Below are 15,942 nucleotides of genomic sequence, written 5' to 3' on the forward strand. Positions count from 1 at the left end.
AAACACTTTCAAAAATTTTCGGGGGAATGCGCAGGCGGCCCTTTCGACTATCCTCACCACAATTTCGGGCAGGAGCGACAATGCGTTACACCAGAGACATGCGCGGCTACGGCGCCAATCCGCCGGATCCGAAATGGCCTGGCGGTGCGCATGTCGCGGTGCAGTTTGTCGTCAACTACGAGGAAGGCGGCGAGAACTGTGTCCTGCATGGTGACAAGGCTTCCGAAGCCTTCCTGTCCGAGATCGTCGGCGCCGCACCCTGGCTCGGCCAGCGCCACTGGAACATGGAATCGATCTACGAATATGGCGCCCGCGCCGGTTTCTGGCGATTGTTGCGCCTCTTCACCGAGGCTGAGGTGCCGATCACCTGCTACGGCGTCGCCACCGCGCTGGCGCGTTCGCCCGACCAGGTCGCGGCAATGCAGGAAGCCGGCTGGGAAATCGCCTCACACGGGTTGAAATGGATCGACTACCGCGACCATGCGGCGGAAGACGAGCGCCGCGACATGGAGGAGGCGATCAAGCTGCATTACGAGGTGACGGGGGCACGGCCAACCGGCTGGTACACCGGCCGCACCTCGATCAACACCGTGCGGCTGGCGGCTGAAGAAGGCGGCTTCGACTATGTGTCGGACACCTATGACGACGAATTACCCTATTGGTTCGAGCATGATGGGCCAGATGGCAGCCAGAAGCCGCAGCTCATCATCCCCTATACGCTTGACGCCAACGACATGCGCTTTGCCACGCCGCAAGGCTTCAATTCGGGCGACCAGTTCTTCGCCTATCTGAAGGACAGTTTCGACACACTCTATGCCGAGGGCAAGGAAGGGCGGCCGCGAATGATGAATATCGGCCTGCACTGCCGCCTCGTCGGCCGACCGGGCCGGGTCGCGGCGCTCAAGCGCTTCGTCGACTACGTCAAATCGCACGACAAGGTCTGGCTGGCGCGACGCATAGACATCGCAAGGCACTGGCAAGCAACGCATCCGTTCCGGCTGCCGGCGCTGCGCCCTTCGAAAATGGAATTCGAGGCCTTCGTCCACGCCTTCGGCGGCGTGTTCGAGCATTCGCCATGGATCGCCGAGCGCGCCTATGAGCTGGAGCTCGGCCCGGCGCATGACAGCGCCGGCGGCCTGCACAACGCGCTGTGCCGCATCTTCCGCGGTGCGACGGAGGCCGAGCGGCTCGCCGTGCTCAACGCCCATCCCGACCTTGCCGGCAAGCTGGCAAAGGCCAAGCGGCTGACGGCGGAGTCGACCCGGGAACAGGCCTCCGCCGGTCTCGACGCGCTGACCGACAAGGAGCGCGAGCTGTTTTCCAAACTCAATGCCGCTTATGTCACCACCTTCGGCTTCCCCTTCATCATCGCGGTGAAAGGCAAGACCAAGGAGGGGATTCTCGCGGAGTTCGAAATGCGCATCGGCAACAACCACGCCACCGAATTCGAAACCGCCTGCAAACAGGTCGAACGCATCGCGCTGCTTCGGCTCAAGGACATGCTTCCGCAATAGGTTTGAACTCATGGATACGATCAAGATGGCTGACCGAACCTATTACGCGCCACATGGCGGCCACCCCGGCCAGAGCGAATTGCTGACCGGCCGCGCCGTTTTCACCGAGGCTTATGCCATCATCCCCCGGGGGGTGATGCAGGACATCGTCACCAGCGCCTTGCCGTTCTGGGACAAGACCCGGGTCTGGGTGCTTTCGCGCCCGCTGTCGGGCTTTGCCGAGACGTTTTCGCAATACATCGTCGAGGTCGCGCCCGGTGGCGGCAGCGACCGGCCTGAACCCGATGCCGGCGCCGAGGGCGGCTTGTTCGTGGTCGAGGGCGAACTGACTGTCCTGCTCGGCGGCAGGAAACATGTGATGCGGCCGGGCGGCTTTGCCTTCCTGCCGCCGGCCAGCGGATGGACCGTTCGCAACGAAAGCGGTGCAGTTGTGCGCTTCCACTGGATCCGCAAGACTTACGAGGGGGTAGAGGGCATCGAAGTGCCGCAAGCCTTCTTCACCAATGAACAGGATATCGCGCCGACGCCGATGGCCGGCACCGAAGGCCGGTGGGCGACGACGCGCTTCGTCGATCCGACCGACATGCGCCACGACATGCATATTACGGTGGTCACGCTGGAACCGGGCGCGGTTATCCCGTTCGCCGAGACCCATGTGATGGAACACGGCCTCTACGTGCTGGAAGGCAAGGGGGTCTACCGCCTCAACCAGGATTGGGTCGAGGTCGAAGCCGGCGACTATATGTGGCTGCGCGCCTTCTGCCCGCAGGCCTGCTACGCCGGCGGCCCGGCCAAGTTCCGCTACCTGCTCTACAAGGACGTCAACCGGCATGCCAAGCTTGGCGGCGCCAGCGTGGCGAAGCGCGCGCCGTGAGCCGTATCGTCGCGCGACCGCTGACCCGCGAGAGCTTTGCCGAATTCGGCGATGTCATCGACATGGGCGGCGACAACCACTATCCGATTAACGGCGGCAAGGCCGAGCGCTTCCACGACCTTGCCACGGCGCAAGCCCAGGGGCCGAACGCACGCGTGCTGATCTCGATGGTGCGTGGCACGCCTTATGATTTGCCGCTGAAGCTGACGATGGTCGAGCGCCACCCGTTCGGCAGCCAGGCCTTCATCCCGCTGTCGCCGCGCCCATTCCTGGTCGTCGTCTGCCATGACGGCAAGGATGGTCCGGGCGAGCCGCATGCCTTCATCACCGCACCCGGGCAAGGCATCAACTACCCACGCAATCTGTGGCACGGCGTGTTGACGCCGATCGGGGAGGTTCAGGATTTCCTGATTGTCGATCGCGGTGGCGACGGCTCCAACCTGGAAGAGTGCCATTTCTCTCACGCCTATGAGATCCATCTCCCCGACGGGACCCAAGAATGACCGACATTTCGTTGATAGACCGCCTGCTCGACGTCATCGAGCACGACATCGTGCCGAAGACAGCCGAGGGCGTCGCCCATGGCAACAAGCTGTTCGGCGCTGCGATCCTGCGCAAGGGCGACCGTTCGCTGGTGCTTGCCGAAACCAACAACGAGATGGAAAACCCGCTGTGGCACGGCGAAGTGCATTGCCTGAAACGGTTCTACGAAATGCCGAGGGCCGAGCGCGTCGACACCAAGGATGCGATCTTCCTCGCCACGCACGAGCCCTGTTCGCTTTGCCTGTCGGCGATCACCTGGACCGGCTTCGACAATTTCTACTATCTGTTCAGCCACGAGGACTCGCGCGACAGCTTCGCCATCCCGCACGATCTGAAGATTCTCAAGGAGGTTTTCACCCTCGATCCCGGCGGCTACAATGCCGAGAATGCCTATTGGAAGAGTTTTTCGATCCGCCGGCTGGCGCGTTCGCTGCCCGAGGTTGAGCGCCAGCGGCTGGAAGCGCGGATCGGTACCATCGCCGCCCGCTACGACGAAATGTCCGGCGCCTATCAGGCGAGCAAGGCCGAAAACGACATTCCGCTGAACTGACGCGGATTGACCAGCCGAATTCGTTGGCTGGCCCATGACGCGATCCGGCGGCCTCCATCATGTGGCGGTCCTGGAGTGCGTCCGCATGAAAACCGTCACCGAATTTCCCCGCAAGGTCGTCGAGTTCCCGGATATGGGCATCGTCATGCCCGACGGCTGCCGGCTATCGGCGCGGGTGTGGATGCCGGTCGATGCGGCCGATGATCCGGTGCCGGCAATCCTCGAGCACCTGCCCTACCGCAAGCGCGACGGCACGATCTTTCGCGATCAGCTGACGCATCCCTATTTCGCCGGCCATGGCTACGCCTCGATCCGCGTCGACATGCGCGGCAATGGCGATTCCGAAGGGCTGATGGATGACGAATATTCCGAGCAGGAATTGCAGGACGCCTGCGACGTCATCGCCTGGGCGGCATCGCAACCCTGGTGCAATGGCAATGTCGGCATGATGGGCATCTCCTGGGGTGGTTTCAACTGCCTGCAGGTGGCGGCCAAGCAGCCGCCGGCGTTGAAGGCGGTGATCAGCCTGTGCTCGACCGTCGACCGCTATGCCGACGACATCCATTACAAGGGCGGCTGCCTGCTGATCGAGAATTTCGGCTGGGCCTCGACCATGTTGTCCTATTCGTCGCGGCCGCCGGACCCACTGCTGGCGGGCGACAACCGGTGGCGCGACCTATGGATGACCCGGCTAGAGAACCAGCCTTTCCTGGCGCCGCTGTGGCTGAAACACCAGCATCGCGACGCCTACTGGAAACGCGGCTCGATCTGCGAAGACTATTCCGCCATCCATGCCGCGGTGCTGTCGATCGGCGGCTGGCATGACGGCTATCGCAACACCATTTCCCATCTCGTCACCAACATCGAGGCGCCGGTCAAGGGCATCGTTGGCCCGTGGATCCACAAATACCCGCACTACGCGGCGCCCAAGCCCGCCATCGGCTTCCTGCAGGAAGCCCTGCGCTGGTGGGACCGCTGGCTGAAGGACATCGACACCGGCGTCGAGGCCGATCCCGCCTACCGCGCCTATGTGATGGACAGCGTCCGCCCCGCGCGCTGGCATCCCGAGCGGCCGGGACGCTGGGTGGCGGAACAGGTATGGCCGTCGCCCGACATCAAGATTCAAGCGATCGACCTGATCCCGGAAGGCAGCAAACCCGCCATCGTGGCTTCGCCGCAGTCCTGCGGCCTTGCCGGCGGCGAGTACTTTCCCTTCACCTTTGGCCCCGAACTGCCGGGCGATCAGCGCCCCGACGATGCGCTGTCGGTGTGTTTCGACCAACCGCCGCTCAGCGAGGCCATCGACATTGTCGGCGCGCCCGAGGTTCTTGTCCGGGTCTCGTCGGACCGGCGGCAGGCCAACATCGCTGTCCGGCTGTGCGACGTGCACCCCGACGGTGCGTCGGAACTGATCTCCTATGGCGTATTCAACCTGACGCACCACGACTCGCACGAATTCCCGAAAGCGCTGGTGCCCGGTGAACCGATCACCGCACGCGTGGTGCTCGACCAATGCGCCTACCGCGTGCCGGCCGGCCACCATCTGCGCATCGCGGTGTCGAACGCCTACTGGCCGATGATCTGGCCCTCGCCGGAGTCGGTCCAGCTCGACCTGTCGGCGGCAACCCTGATGCTGCCACTGCGCCCGCTGGCGAAAGGCGACGAAGTCACGTTCCCGACGCCCGAGGCCGCTACGCCCTGGGCGACGGAGACGGTTCGGCCCGCCAATTCCGAGCGTCATCTCGAGCGCGACGAGAAGACCGGAATCGTCACACTTTCCATATCAGACGATTTCGGTGAGGTGCGCGATCTGGCTCATGGCCTCGCCAATGGCAGCATCGCCCGCGAGACCTGGACGATCCACCCTGACAATTCGCTGTCAGCCTCAGGCAAAACGCACTGGACGCAAACGCTGTCGCGAAATGAATGGTCGGTGCGCACCGAAACCTTCGCCGAAATACGCTCCGACACACAAAGCTTCATGGTTAGCGCCAGAATCGAAGCGTATGAGGGTGATAACCTGGTTTTTGAGCGCAATTTCGAAGAGAAGGTGCCGCGCGCCCTGCTTTGAGCGCTCGTGAGATTGGTCCAATTGCGACGTACGATTTACGCCACGGCATGTCGCATTCGGTCTTGCTTACGGCTTTGGCTTGCGGTCATTATTCTCTCGATAAGAAACAACAAAAAACGACCACAAGGTCGATCCAACAGAGTGAGGAACTCAACATGTCGAACGAACTGGAATTTCTGAGCCGGCGCGTCGCTTCCGGCAAACTGAGCCGTCGCGATTTTCTTGGTCGGGCGGCAGCGCTCGGCGTCACTGCGACCTTCGCCAACTCGCTTCTTTCAAGTGCGGCGCGCGCCGCGGGTCCCGTCAAGGGCGGCACGCTGAAGGCTGGTCTGGTCGGCGGCGAGTCCACCAACAGCCTCGATCCGGCCCTGTTCATGACCCAGGTGCCGACGATCTTCGGCAAGTGCTGGGGCGAAATGATCGTCGAGTTGTCCCCGGATGGCAAGCTCGAAAACCGTATCGCCGAGGAGATCGGTGCGTCGGACGATGCCAAAGTCTGGACGCTGAAGATTCGTGACGGCATCGAATTCCACAATGGCAAGACGGTGACCGCCGAGGACGTGGCCGCTACGCTCGAGCGTCATTCGGACGAGAAGTCGAAGTCCGGTGCGCTCGGCTACATGAAGGGCATCGAGAGCATCAAGGCCAGCGGCAAGGAAGTGGTGCTGACCCTCAAGGAGGCGAATGCCGACCTGCCCTATCTGCTCAGCGACTATCACCTGATCGTGCAGCCCAATGGCGGCAAGGACAAGGCCGACGCTGGCATCGGCGCCGGTCCGTACAAGATCGTCACCAACGAGCCCGGCGTACGCCATGGCGGCGAGCGCTTCGCCAACTACTGGCAGGGCGACAAGATGGGCCATGCCGACCAGGTCGAGGTCATCGTCATCAACGATGCCACGGCGCGGACCTCCGCCCTGCAGGGCGGCCAGGTCAACATGATCAACCGCGTCGAGCCGAAGATCGTCGACCTGATCAAGCGTCTGCCCGGCGTTACCATCCGCAACCATGCCGGCCCCGGCCATTACGTCTTCATCATGCATTGCAACACGGCGCCGTTCGACAACAACGACCTGCGCATGGCGCTGAAGCTGGCTATCGACCGCGAGGAGATGCTGGACAAGATCCTGCGTGGTTACGGCTCGCTCGGCAATGACTTCCCGATCAACGCGGCCTACCCGCTGTTCACCGAGATCGAGCAGCGCAAGTACGATCCCGACAAAGCCAAGTTCCACTACAAGAAGTCGGGTCACGACGGCGCCGTGCTGCTGAGGACCTCAGACGTCGCCTTCCCCGGCGCCGTCGACGCTTCGCAGCTGTTCCAGCAGAGCGCCGCCAAGGCCGGCATCAAGCTCGAGCTCAAGCGCGAGCCCGGCGATGGCTACTGGAACGAAGTCTGGAACAAGCAGCCCTTCTCCGCCTCCTATTGGGGCGGGCGCTCGACACAGGACCAGATGTACTCGACCGCCTATCTGTCGACGGCCGACTGGAACGACACGCGTTTCCTGCGTCCGGATTTCGACAAGATGGTGCTGGCGGCGCGCGCCGAGCTCGACGAGGCAAAGCGCAAGCAGATGTATCACGACATGGCTGTCATGGTGCGCGACGAGGGCGGCCTCATCCTGCCGATGTTCAACCAGTTCATCGACGCGACGGGCGCCAAGGTCGGCGGCTGGGTGGACGATCCGCATCAGGAACTGATGAACGGATACGCTCTGGCGAAGTGCTGGCTCGAAGCCTGAGCCGGCCTTGCGGATATGTCCTCACCCATCGTGAAACTTGTGGCCCAGCGCATTGCGCTGGGCATCCTCCTTCTGTTGGCCGTCTCGGTCCTGATCTTCGCCGGCACCCAGATCCTGCCCGGCGACGTCGCGCAAGCCATTCTCGGACAGTCGGCGACGCCGGAGTCGCTCGCCAATCTGCGCGAGCAACTCGGCCTCAACCAGCCTGCCTATGTTAGGTATTTCCAATGGCTCGGCGGCGTGGTGACCGGCGATCTCGGCACCGCGATGTCGAGCGGCCAGGATATTGCGACGTCGATCAAGGGACGGTTGTGGAACACTCTGTTCCTCGCCTTCTGGGCGGCGGTCGTCGCCGTGCCGCTGGCGATCATTCTCGGCCTGATTGCGGTGCGTTACCGCAATGGCTGGGTCGACAAGCTGATCTCGGGACTGGCGCTCGCCTCGACGTCGTTTCCCGAATTCTTCATCGGCTATGTGCTCGTCTATTTCTTCGCGGTGAAGTGGCAGATCTTCCCCGGCATCTCGACCGTCTATGACGGCATGCCGTTCGGCGAGCGCATGCAGGCGATCGCGTTGCCGGCGACGGCGCTGACGCTGGTGGTGCTCGCCCACATGATGCGCATGACGCGCGCCGCGATCCTCAATGTCATGCAGTCGGCCTATGTCGAGACGGCGGAGTTGAAGGGCCTGTCGGCCTTCAACGTCATCCGCAAGCACGCCTTTCCCAACGCCATCGCACCGATCATCAACGTCGTCATGCTCAACCTCGCCTATCTGATCGTCGGCGTCGTCGTGGTCGAAGTGATCTTCGTCTATCCGGGCATGGGGCAGTATCTCGTCGACCACGTCACCAAGCGCGACGTGCCTGTCGTGCAGGCGGTCGGCCTGGTCTTCGCCGCCGTCTACATCAGCCTGAACATCATTGCGGACATAGCGGCGATCGTAGCCAATCCGCGCCTCAGACATCCGAAATAGGGGGCGGGTATGCTCGATATCAAACGCATTCCCATCCCCGCGCTGATCGGCATCGTGCTGACGACATTGTTCGTGCTGGCGGCGATCTTCGCGCCGTTGATCGCGCCGTACGGCAATGGCGAAATCGTCGGTGATGTCTGGGAGCCGATGTCGGCGGCTCATTTGCTGGGCACCGACAATCTCGGCCGTGATCTCTTGTCGCGCATGATCTACGGCGCTCGCATCACGCTGTTCATCGCGGTGCTGGCTACCGCGCTGTCGTTTTCGCTCGGCGCCATCCTCGGTTTCTCGGCGGCGGTTTTCGGCGGCTGGTTCGACACGCTGCTGTCGCGTCTTGTCGATTTGCTGATGTCGATCCCTACGCTGATCATGGCCCTCGTCGTGCTTTCCGTGCTGCCGACCAATCTGGTGACGCTGATCCTGGTCATGGGCATTCTCGACTCGACCCGCGTCTATCGCCTGTCACGAGCGGTCGCCGTCGACATCAACGTCATGGACTACGTCGAGGCAGCCAAGCTGCGCGGCGAAGGCGAGGGCTGGATCATCTTCCGCGAGATCCTGCCCAACGCGCTGTCGCCGCTCGTCTCCGAACTCGGCCTGCGTTTCATCTATGCCGTGCTGTTCCTGTCGACACTGTCCTTCCTCGGCCTGGGCGTGCAACCGCCGGATGCCGACTGGGGCGGCATGGTCAAGGAAAACAAGGACGGCATCGTCTTCGGCATAGGTGCTGCCCTCATTCCGGCAGCGGCGATCGCGATGCTGGCGATTTCGGTCAATCTGGTCGCCGACTGGGTGCTCAACCGCACGACAAGCCTTAAGGGAGGACGCGGGTGATGGCCGACCAGAAACCAAAGCCGGGCGTGCTGCTCGACATCCGCAACCTGCGCATCGAAGCGACGGTGTTCCCGCCGGGCGAACCGCCGAAGAACATCACCCTTGTCCACGACGTTTCGCTGACGCTCGAGAAGGGCAAGGTGCTCGGCCTGATCGGCGAGTCCGGCGCCGGCAAGTCGACCATCGGCCTGTCGTCGATGGGCTATGGCCGAGGCGGCGTGCGCATCACCGGCGGTGAGGTCATCCTGAGCGGCCGCGACATCCTCAAGGGCGGCAAGGAGGGCTTTCGCAAGCTGCGCGGCCGCGAGGTCTGTTATGTCGCGCAATCCGCCGCAGCCGCCTTCAACCCGGCGCACAGGCTGATGGACCAGGTGGTCGAGGCGACGCTGCTGCACGGCACGGCGACGCGGGCCGAGGCTGAGAAACGCGCCGTCGCGCTGTTCAAGAAACTGAGCCTGCCAAATCCCGAGACCATCGGCGAACGCTTTCCGCATCAGGTGTCGGGCGGCCAGCTGCAGCGCGTGATGACGGCGATGGCGCTGTGCTCCGAGCCCGACCTGATCGTCTTCGACGAGCCGACCACGGCGCTCGACGTGACGACGCAGATCGACGTGCTGGCGGCGATCAAGGACGCCATCCGCGATACGCATGTGGCAGCGCTCTACATCACCCATGACCTTGCCGTCGTCGCCCAGGTCTCCGACGAGATCATGGTGCTGCGTCATGGCCGGCTGGTCGAATGGGGCGGCACCCGCCAGATCATCAAGGAGCCGCGCCAAGAATACACCAATGCGCTGGTGTCGGTGCATGAGATCGAACACCAGGAACAGAAGCCCGGCACGACGCCGTTCCTGTCGGTCAAGAACGTCACCGCAGCCTATGGCCGCAGCCATTTCAAAGTGCTGAAGAACGTCTCGGTCGACATCTTCCCGGGCCAGACGCTGGCCGTCGTCGGCGAATCCGGCTCCGGCAAATCGACGCTGGCGCGCGCCATCACCGGGCTTTTGCCACCGGAGGAAGGGACGGTCACCTTCGATGGACGGCCGCTCGCCAACCGGCTTGCCGACCGACCAAAAGAGGATCTGCGGCAGCTGCAGATGATCTACCAGATGGCCGACGTGGCGATGAACCCACGCCAGACCGTCGGCACCATCATCGGCCGGCCGCTCGAATTCTATTTCGGCATACGCGGCCGCGAACGTGACAAACGCGTCGCCGAACTGCTCGACAAGATCGAGATGGGCAAGGGCTTTTCCGACCGCTATCCGGCCGAGCTCTCCGGCGGCCAGAAGCAGCGCGTCTGTATCGCCCGCTCGCTCGCCGCCAAGCCGAAGCTGATCATCTGTGACGAAGTGACCTCGGCGCTCGACCCGCTGGTGGCCAACGGCATCTTGAAGCTGCTGCTCGAGCTGCAGAAGGAGGAAAACGTCGCCTATCTGTTCATCACCCATGACCTCGCGACAGTGAAGTCGATCGCCGATTCGATCGCGGTGATGTATCGCGGCGAGGTGGTGCGCTACGGCCCGAAGAGCAAGGTGCTGGCACCGCCTTTCGACGCCTATACCGACCTTCTGCTTTCCTCCGTCCCCGAAATGGAAATCGGCTGGCTGGAAAAGGCGATCAAGGGACGGCGCATGGCCAGCGCAGGGAATTAGGGAATTCGCGGCACCAGCCGCGAGAACTTCCTTCAACGACAAAGCCTTCCGGAGCAGCCCGTGGCGCTCAAGACAAAACTGTTGCTGATCGTCCTCGACGGCGTGCCTTACCGCAACTGGCGCCGGCTGATGGGCAATCTGGAAGGCTGGGTGCAATCGGGCGAAGCACGTTTCTGGAAGATGCGCTCCGTGCTGCCGTCGACATCGGCCTGCTGCTATGCCTCGATCCACACCGGTGTTCCGCCGCAGGTGCATGGCATCCTGTCAAACGAGAACCGGTTCCGCGTCATGCAGCCGGATATTTTCTCCGAGGTCAGCAAGGCTGGCGGCAAGACGGGTGCGGTCACTCATTCCTACTGGTCCGAATTCTTCCGGGCCTATCCGTTCGACCTGGTCGAGGACATGGAGTTCGATGAACCAAGCGGGCCGATCACGCATGGCCGGTTCCACACCATGACCGGTTACAATGCCCGCAACCAGATGACGCCAAGCGATGTCGACCTGTTCGCGACGCTGACCATGCTAACCAAGCGCCACCGCATCGACTACGGCATCCTGCACACTTGCACGCTGGACTCGATGGGTCATCGCTTCGGTCACGACTGCCACGAGATGGACCACGCCGTCTATGCGATGGACGCTATGCTCGCCGGCTTTCTGCCCCGCTGGCGGGAGGCCGGCTATGAGGTGATCGTCACCGCCGATCACGGCCAGACCGACCGCGGCCATCATGGCGGCCACGACGACGAGATGCAGGATTTCGCGCTTTACTATTTCGGACCCGGCAAGGGGCCGGAAACCGACGCGCTGCTCGACCAGTTGCAACTTGCGCCGACGGTGTTGAAACGCCTCGGCGTGCCTGTGCCAGCGACGATGAAGGCGAAGCCGTTTTTGAGTTGAGCGGGGGTTGGAAGAAGCTCCAGCGTTGCCGGCCCTACGCTATGGCTCCGGGCGTTCGTCACTTCAATCGACAAATCGTTGTCGATTGACCGCCTCCGGCGGGACGCTCCTCACCTCTGGCAACGCCTCCGCTCTTCGGTTAGCCTCGCCAAAAATCCTCGGGCGGAAAGCGGTGAACCTTTTTGGACCTATCAGCGACAGAGCAGACAGGAGCCAGGCGGCTCGACCGGCCATGACGGCAGCGACGGAAACCGATCGCGCGCTTGTCGACCGGGTCGCGAAGGGCGACCGTGCCGCCGTGCGGCTCCTGTTCATGCGCCACCACGCGCGGATCTACCGCTTCGTGGCGCGCCAGACGGGATCGGAAATGATGGCCGACGATATCGCAAACGAGGTCTTCCTCGAGCTCTGGCGCCAGGCCCCTGGCTTCGAGGGACGCTCGGAAGTCTCGACATGGTTGCTCGGCATCGCCCGCTTCAAGGCGCTGTCGTCGCTGCGCAAGAAAAAGGAAACCTGGATCGACGACGATGACGCGGCTCAGATCCCGGACAGCGCCGACACGCCGGAAGTCGCCACGATGAAGGAAGACAAGGGTGCCGCCCTGCGGCGCTTCGTCGATGCCTTGCCGCAAGAACATCGTGTGGTGATCGACCTTGCCTACTACCACGGACAATCGGTGACCGAGATCGGCGAGGTGCTCGACATCCCGGTCGCCACGGTCAAGACCAGGATGTTCTATGCCCGCAAGAAACTCGGCGAAGCCCTCAAGGCCGCCGGTTACGACAGGGGGTGGCCATGAGCGCCGCTGAAAAAATGTCGCGCCGCGACGAAATGGAAACGCTGCTGCCGTTCTATCTCAACGGCTCGCTGGAGGGCTCTGACCTCGAAGCAGTCGAGGAATGGCTGGCGACCGACCCGGCGGCGTTGTCGGCTCTGGGCGAAGCCGAAGCCGAATTCTCCGGCACCGCGGCCGCCAACGAGGCGATCCGCCCGCCGGCCGATGCGCTCAGCCGCTTCGCCAGGGCGCTCGACGCCGAAGCCGGTCCGGCGCGCGCGCCGGCCAGCGCATCGTGGCTGGCGCAGCTGTGGGGCCGTTTCATGGCGGTGCCCGTCGGCGTCGCCTGGGCCGCAGCTGCGGTTCTGCTTGCCCTGGTCATGGTACAGTCGGTTCTGCAGCCCGACGGCAAGGGCGGCAATTTCGAGATTGCCGGCCAGGAAGGCGACCTGGCGAAAATGCCGTTCGCGCTGGTCAAGTTCAAGCCCGACGCGAAGATGTCCGACATCGCCGCTTTTCTCAACCAAAACCAGTTGAAGATTGCCGGCGGGCCGACCGCCGACGGCGTCTTCCGCCTTGGCATGCCGGCAAAGACTGCCGCCGACTATGAAAAACTGCTCGGCCTTATTGCCGCCCAGCCTTTCACGGAAGCTGTGGTGGAGGGAAGGAAACCGGTTGATGGCGGCTAAGGCGGTCATTGGATTTGCGGCAATCCTTGCGGCGGCGATGACAATCGCCGCCGTGCCCGCCTTCGCGCAGACCAATGATCCGAACCTCACCCAGGCAGAGATCGACTGCCTCAACCGGCCAAATGCAGTCGGAGCCGACTGCACCAAGGACGGCGAAACGTCCGGCGCTGGTTCAGCCGCTACCGGCGCCGTCTTTCTTCCCGAGCTGATCGTCGACTTGTTTCCCAATGCGGCCGGAGGTGGCGAGGCGCAAGTGCCGACGCCACCCTCAACCCCGCCGGCCACCGCACCGGCGACACCGGTCGCCGTGCCAGGCAGTCCGATCGTTTCGCCGCCCGATCTGGTGGCGACCGAGCCGCCGCGCGCCGTCATCGGCGATTTCGTGCCCGACGAGGTGCTGGTGACGGTCGACGGCGATGCCGGCGCCGTCCAGCAGATCGCCACCTCCTTTGGCCTCGTGGTGCGCTCGCAACGCCAGTCGAGGTTGCTCGGCACCACGCTGGTGCGTTTCGGCATTCCCGATGGCCGCCCGGTCGGCATCGTGCTGGCGCAGCTTGCCGCCTATGGCCGCACCCTGCGGCGTGAGCCAAACCACGTCTATTCGCTGCAGCAGGCAGCCACCATCGTCAACTATGCCTTCGACCGCATCACGCTCGATGAGAAGCAGGCGAGCGGCGAGAATGTGCGCATCGCCGTCATCGACACCGGCATCGACGAGACCAATCCGGCGCTCTCCGGCGTCATCGCCGACCAGTTCGATGCCATGCCCAACGTGCCGATCGAGGTGCGCGATCACGGCACGTCGATCGACGGCCTGATCGCCGGCGTCGGCGCGCTCAAAGGCATGGCGCCGGGCGCCAGGATCTATCACGCCCGCGCCTTCGAGGGCGGCAAGTCGACCATGGACGTCATCCTTTCGGCGCTCGACTGGGCGGCGGACCAGGATGTCCGCATCATCAATATGAGCTTCGTCGGCCCGAAGAACGACCTGCTCGGCATCGCTTGCCGCAATGCACGGGCGCTCGGCATCGTGCTGGTCGCCGCTGCCGGCAACAACGGACCGAAGGCGCCTTACGGCTATCCGGCCGCCTTCGACGGCGTCATCGCGGTGACTGCCACCGATGCCAAGGACGGGCTGATGGCGCAGGCCAATCGCGGCGCCTATGTCTTCATCTCCGCGCCCGGCGTCGAGATGGTGGCGCCGAGCGGCGCCGGCTCGGATGTGGTCACCGGCACCTCGTTCGCCGCAGCCATCGTGACCGGCGCCATCGCCAATCTGTTTCATGCCGCGCCCGATCGCTCGGCCGACGGGATCGAGAAGGCACTGGCGGCAACGGCGAAAGATCTCGGCCCCAAGGGGCGCGACAATGATTTCGGCTATGGGCTGCTTGACATCAAGGCGGCTGAGGCGGCGAAGGAATAGTCTGGCGCAGGCCGGCATCACCTGAATATCAACACGGCCTAGCCCGGCGCGCCGGCGACCGATCCCCTGACCACCAGGTCGACCGGCCAGACCTCGCCGCGGGCGCCCTCCTCCAGCCCTGATATACGCGCCGCCAGCCGCTCGGCAACGCGTGCGCCAGCCAGTCGGATCGACGAACGCGTCGTCGACAACGGCACGGAAAAATTTTCCGGCTTCAGCCAGGGGAAGACGTCGTCATGGGCGATCAGCGACAGGTCGCCCGGGATAGTCAGGCCGAGATCGCGCACCGCGCGCACGACGCCGAGCGCCATGATCAGGCTGGAGCAAGCGATCGCCGTCGGCGCCTCGCTCTGCTCGAGCAACCGCCGGGCCGCGCGGTAGCCGTTCTCCTCGGTCATGGTGAGTGAACAGACATGGCGCTCGCCAAGCGTCAGGCCGCTCGCCGCCAGCGCCCGGCGCACGCCGCGCTCGCGATGGATGGCGAAGGTCTCGCGGTCGTCGCCGTTGATCAGCGCCAGTCGCCGGTGACCGAGTTGGATGAGCAGCCGTGCTGCCTCGTGGAAAGCGCCCTCATTGTCGATGTCGGTGAAGGGATAATCGAAATCGAAGCCATCACTGCGGCCATGGACGATAAAGGGGATACCGAGCGTGTTGACCAGCGCCACTCGCCGGTCGGCGGGGCGCGGCGAGGAGATGTAGACGGCGTCGACCTGCCTGTTGGCGACGATACGCCGGTAGGTCGTCTCCTGGTCGTCGGCGTCGGCTGGTGACAGCACCAGGTCGAGCTCATGCGAACGGGCATAGTCGCCGAGACCGGAGAGGAATTCGACGAAATGCGGGTCGATGTCGACGGCCGTACCGGTCGGCAAGACATAACCGATCATCCCGGTCTTGCCGGTGGCCAACCGGCGCGCGCTCGGGTTTGGCCGATAGCCATGGCGCTTGGCGGCATCCATCACCCGCCGGCGCGTTTCCTCGTTGACTTCCGGGTAGCCGTTCAGCGCGCGGCTTACCGTGGTTTGCGAAAGCGCCAGCATGTGGGAGAGCTGTTTGAGGTTCACCGGAGGCCTCCAAGCCTCAAAGCGCTTTTAAATTGAATCTATTTGGCCGCCACGGACAGCGCTACCAAGCGTGACGACCATAAGCACCGTTTCGGACAGGTTTGAAGTAGAATTTGCTGATGCACTGCCAAAAAAGCATGCTGCACTGCACTTTCGGCTGCTTTCACTACAAAAATTAAATCGATTAGCCTGCCACCCTCTTGACTCTTGGTCGATTCAATGGCGAGATCAAAAAAGCCAAAGCGCTTTGGAAGACTCTTTCGAAAGGTTGCGGTTCCTTTCTGAGTGAGTCACAGTCCTGCAGCGTCGGCGGACGGAATGGAGGTTCCGTCCGGG

At 63.4% G+C, this 15,942-nt stretch carries 14 protein-coding genes; 13 read left to right on the forward strand and 1 reads right to left on the reverse strand.

Features of this window, described 5'->3' with window-relative positions; genetic code table 11:
- The first annotated feature begins 80 nt into the window (after positions 1–80).
- The 13 genes from puuE to LHFGNBLO_RS06565 all read left to right on the forward strand — a co-directional run bounded on the left by puuE (position 81) and on the right by LHFGNBLO_RS06565 (position 14,545).
- Complete coding sequence (gene puuE / locus LHFGNBLO_RS06505) at positions 81–1,514, forward strand: allantoinase PuuE (protein ID WP_258605285.1); 1,434 nt, start codon at positions 81–83, stop codon at positions 1,512–1,514.
- Between the two features lie 10 nt (positions 1,515–1,524).
- A complete protein-coding gene (locus LHFGNBLO_RS06510; RefSeq protein ID WP_258605286.1) occupies positions 1,525–2,388 on the forward strand; it encodes a bifunctional allantoicase/(S)-ureidoglycine aminohydrolase in 864 nt (287 codons plus the stop codon).
- Positions 2,385–2,891: an ureidoglycolate lyase gene (locus LHFGNBLO_RS06515; RefSeq protein WP_258605287.1), complete on the forward strand. Its 507-nt coding sequence runs from the start codon at positions 2,385–2,387 to the stop codon at positions 2,889–2,891. Before LHFGNBLO_RS06510 ends, LHFGNBLO_RS06515 begins: the two co-directional genes overlap by 4 nt.
- A complete protein-coding gene (locus tag LHFGNBLO_RS06520; RefSeq protein ID WP_258605288.1) occupies positions 2,888–3,481 on the forward strand; it encodes a nucleoside deaminase in 594 nt (197 codons plus the stop codon). Before LHFGNBLO_RS06515 ends, LHFGNBLO_RS06520 begins: the two co-directional genes overlap by 4 nt.
- Before the next feature lie 85 nt (positions 3,482–3,566).
- Positions 3,567–5,552 carry a CocE/NonD family hydrolase gene (locus LHFGNBLO_RS06525; RefSeq protein WP_258605290.1) on the forward strand — a complete coding sequence of 662 codons (1,986 nt, stop codon included), beginning with the start codon at positions 3,567–3,569 and terminating at the stop codon, positions 5,550–5,552.
- 155 nt (positions 5,553–5,707) lie between these two features.
- Positions 5,708–7,294, forward strand: a complete 1,587-nt coding sequence (locus tag LHFGNBLO_RS06530) for an ABC transporter substrate-binding protein (RefSeq protein WP_258605292.1) — start codon at positions 5,708–5,710, stop codon at positions 7,292–7,294.
- Between the two features lie 15 nt (positions 7,295–7,309).
- On the forward strand, positions 7,310–8,269 hold the full coding sequence (locus LHFGNBLO_RS06535) for an ABC transporter permease (protein ID WP_258605293.1): 960 nt from the start codon (positions 7,310–7,312) through the stop codon (positions 8,267–8,269).
- A 9-nt stretch (positions 8,270–8,278) separates the two neighbouring features.
- A complete protein-coding gene (locus LHFGNBLO_RS06540; protein WP_258605295.1) occupies positions 8,279–9,103 on the forward strand; it encodes an ABC transporter permease in 825 nt (274 codons plus the stop codon).
- Entirely contained in the window at positions 9,103–10,758 is a 1,656-nt protein-coding gene (locus tag LHFGNBLO_RS06545; protein WP_258605296.1) for an ABC transporter ATP-binding protein, read from the forward strand. The genes LHFGNBLO_RS06540 and LHFGNBLO_RS06545 overlap by 1 nt, the downstream gene beginning before the upstream one ends.
- Before the next feature lie 60 nt (positions 10,759–10,818).
- Entirely contained in the window at positions 10,819–11,658 is an 840-nt protein-coding gene (locus LHFGNBLO_RS06550) for an alkaline phosphatase family protein (protein WP_258605297.1), read from the forward strand.
- A gap of 232 nt (positions 11,659–11,890) precedes the next feature.
- Positions 11,891–12,457 carry a sigma-70 family RNA polymerase sigma factor gene (locus LHFGNBLO_RS06555; protein ID WP_258605298.1) on the forward strand — a complete coding sequence of 189 codons (567 nt, stop codon included), beginning with the start codon at positions 11,891–11,893 and terminating at the stop codon, positions 12,455–12,457.
- Entirely contained in the window at positions 12,454–13,122 is a 669-nt protein-coding gene (locus LHFGNBLO_RS06560; RefSeq protein ID WP_258605300.1) for an anti-sigma factor, read from the forward strand. Before LHFGNBLO_RS06555 ends, LHFGNBLO_RS06560 begins: the two co-directional genes overlap by 4 nt.
- Positions 13,112–14,545 carry a S8 family serine peptidase gene (locus LHFGNBLO_RS06565; RefSeq protein WP_258605302.1) on the forward strand — a complete coding sequence of 478 codons (1,434 nt, stop codon included), beginning with the start codon at positions 13,112–13,114 and terminating at the stop codon, positions 14,543–14,545. Before LHFGNBLO_RS06560 ends, LHFGNBLO_RS06565 begins: the two co-directional genes overlap by 11 nt.
- Before the next feature lie 38 nt (positions 14,546–14,583).
- Here the strand turns inward: LHFGNBLO_RS06565 and LHFGNBLO_RS06570 are convergent, their stop codons facing one another.
- A complete protein-coding gene (locus LHFGNBLO_RS06570; protein ID WP_258605304.1) occupies positions 14,584–15,606 on the reverse strand; it encodes a substrate-binding domain-containing protein in 1,023 nt (340 codons plus the stop codon).
- Positions 15,607–15,942: the final 336 nt, after the last annotated feature.

This window comes from Mesorhizobium sp. AR10 (assembly GCF_024746795.1).
GTDB lineage: Bacteria > Pseudomonadota > Alphaproteobacteria > Rhizobiales > Rhizobiaceae > Mesorhizobium.